3 protein-coding genes are annotated in these 2,514 nt (G+C 71.6%); 2 read left to right on the top strand and 1 reads right to left on the bottom strand.

Annotated elements, in window-relative coordinates; genetic code table 11:
* Positions 1 to 413 precede the first annotated feature (413 nt).
* Positions 414 to 1,178 carry a sigma-70 family RNA polymerase sigma factor gene (locus FV228_RS26715; protein WP_147857286.1) on the top strand — a complete coding sequence of 255 codons (765 nt, stop codon included), beginning with the start codon at positions 414 to 416 and terminating at the stop codon, positions 1,176 to 1,178.
* Between the two features lie 204 nt (positions 1,179 to 1,382).
* On the opposite strand, the gene FV228_RS26710 is transcribed toward FV228_RS26715, so the two are convergent.
* Positions 1,383 to 1,610, bottom strand: a complete 228-nt coding sequence (locus tag FV228_RS26710; RefSeq protein ID WP_147857285.1) for a hypothetical protein — start codon at positions 1,608 to 1,610, stop codon at positions 1,383 to 1,385.
* A 130-nt stretch (positions 1,611 to 1,740) separates the two neighbouring features.
* Here FV228_RS26710 and FV228_RS26700 point away from each other — a divergent pair, with 130 nt between their 5' ends.
* Positions 1,741 to 2,358, top strand: coding sequence for a metallophosphoesterase (locus tag FV228_RS26700; RefSeq protein ID WP_348645073.1), 618 nt, complete (start codon positions 1,741 to 1,743; stop codon positions 2,356 to 2,358).
* Positions 2,359 to 2,514 lie beyond the last annotated feature (156 nt).

The raw sequence follows: 2,514 nt of genomic DNA, 5'->3' as shown, positions 1-2,514 counted from the left end.
GCTCCGCGCCGGCTGAGGCGGGGGTGGCCGACCGCCGCGGGAACGCGACCAGGCCGACGAGCGCGGTAGCCAGCGCCAGGGTCCAGACCGTCGAGGCGTGCCCCCCGGTGTCGCGGGGCACGGTGCGATCGGGATCGGGGGAAGCCATCGACACGCCTCGCTACGGGTTCAGGAACACAGTCCGGCCGGCCTCCGGTCGGAGACGGATCCCACAGGGAACGCCGTTGCGAGCCCGCCGGTTCGCGGCCCGTTCGTCGTCGGCCCCGATACATCGGCCCGTCCCGCTTACTTGTATTGGTTCGTCGCATCGTCGCGGCAACGCCGTCTAAACCCATGTTGGCGCGAGAGCCGCGTGGGCGCGCCACAAGCGAATGCGACGGGCGCGATAGGCCCGCCGTCGATGCCCGGACCTGATGCCAGACACCGAAGGCCACACCTTGCCCGATCCGGCCCGCGACATCCGGCATGGCCTGCCGGACGCGATCCGCATCCACCTCGGAACGCTGCTCGGCCTGACCTACGACGCGGTCGGCCCGACCCCGGCGGCCGCCTCGGATCGCTTTGCCGATTTGCTGGCCCGCCTGGACGCGGCGCTCGCCAAGGACCAGGCTTCGGGGGAGCCGGTCTCGGGGGAGGTCGAACGGGAGGCCGACTTCCGCGCCGGCCTGCTGAAGGTGGTGCCGGCCCTGCACCGCTTCGCCGTCTCGTTGACCCGAGACCCCGCCGCGGCCGACGACCTCGTGCAGGACACGCTGCTGCGGGGCTGGCGCGGACGGGCCGGCTTCACCCCCGGGTCCAACCTGGAGGCGTGGCTTTTCACGATCCTGCGCAACGTGTTCTACAGCCAGCACCGCAAGCAGGGCCGCGAGGTCGCCGACACCGACGGCAGCTATGCGGAACGGCTCACCAGCGTACCGGAGCAGGGCGGCCACCTCGACCTGCAGGACGTGCGCGCCGCCCTCGACCGGCTCGCCCCGGTGATGCGCGAGGCGCTGGTCCTCGTGGCGATCGAGAACCTCAGCTACGAGGAAGCCGCCTCCGTCATGCAATGCCAGATCGGCACCGTGAAGAGCCGGGTGTGGCGCGCCCGCGAGCAGCTCGCCCGGATGCTGGGCTACACCGGCGCCGAGATCGGCAACGACGGGGTGATGCTGTCGGTGACTGGGACGTCGGCCTGACGCCGCTGCCAGGCTTTCCACCGACGAATACCCGTAACCGTCACATCGCCCTCTGTATTCGACAGCAAATTTGACTTAAGTGAAGGCGCCCGGGATCGTTCCTGGGCGACATAGGACAGGTTGGGTCGATTCATCGTCCCGGCTCAGCTCCCGTCGGTGTGACATCCCCCCGATCCATCGACGGGAGCCCCATTCCGGACCGCCTCAGCGCCCGGTCTCGTCCGCGCGATCGGCGTCGAGCTGCTGCAGCAGCTCCGCCAGCCTCGGATCCAGCATCTCGTCGATCACCGGGTCGTAGAGCGCGCGCAGCTGGCGCCCCAGCCGCGTCCGCGTCTGCGCGTCGAGGACCGGGGCCTCGCTGGAGACCGGGAAGACCCGCAGGGGTGTCGGGGCGGATCGCGGGGCGGCGCGCTGATGATCGGGACCTGGCATCCCACCTACATCGGCCTGGACCGGCACCACGGCAACCACGCGCCGCCAGGAAGTCTAGGACGGCGTCCGATTCCAGGGCATCGTCCGCCTGCGAGCCAGCGGCCACCGCTCGGGACGATGCTTCGACACCTTGCTCCGCATCGTCTCTGCCCGAAAGCCGGCGGCCGCCTTTCGGAACGAGGCGTCAGGCGTCGTCCTCCGGGGCGAACACTTCGCCCTGCTCGGCCAGCACGGCGTCGGCCTCGTCATGGGCCAGGACATCCGGATCGGCGCGGCCCAGGGCCCGGGCCAGCGCGGGCTCCCAATCCGGCGGCGGGGGGCTGCCCTGCGCGGTCAGGATCTCGGCGACTTCGCCGCGGGGGCGAGTCGGGAGCATTGCGCGGCGCTATTCGCGCAGCTCAACGGCACCAAGCGGTTGATCCGGGGCAACCACGATTCGAACCGCGTGCTCGACCTGCCCTGGGCGGACCCGCCCGTGGACAGCGTCCGGATCTCGGCTCCGGATTCCCAGGGCCGGGAGCACCGCCTGTTCCTGTCGCACTACGCGCACCGGGCCTGGCCGGGCCTGTGGCGGGAGACCCGCCACCTCTACGGGCACAGCCACGGCTGGCTGCCCGATACCAGCCGCTCCTGCGATGTCGGCGTCGATGCCTGGGACGATACCCCGGTCGGCCTCGACGCCATCCTGGCGCGCCAGGACGCGGCCGAACTGGTGCCGGAGGAGATCGCCCGGCACGGGCTGCGCTGACCCCCGCGAAGGGCACCGCGATCTCCGTTCCGGGGCCGCGTCGTTTCGTGCGCCCGCCCTATGTGCCGCAGCGGATCGCGATCGCCACGGGAGGCCGCCATGACCGAACCCCTTGCTCCACCCGCCTGGACGGCCGCCGCCGCGCGGGCCGCCGCC

This window comes from Methylobacterium sp. WL18, assembly GCF_008040015.1.
GTDB classification, from domain to species: domain Bacteria; phylum Pseudomonadota; class Alphaproteobacteria; order Rhizobiales; family Beijerinckiaceae; genus Methylobacterium; species Methylobacterium mesophilicum.
Note: the sequence above shows the minus strand (reverse complement) of the source record. Positions and strands in the feature narration are given on the sequence as shown.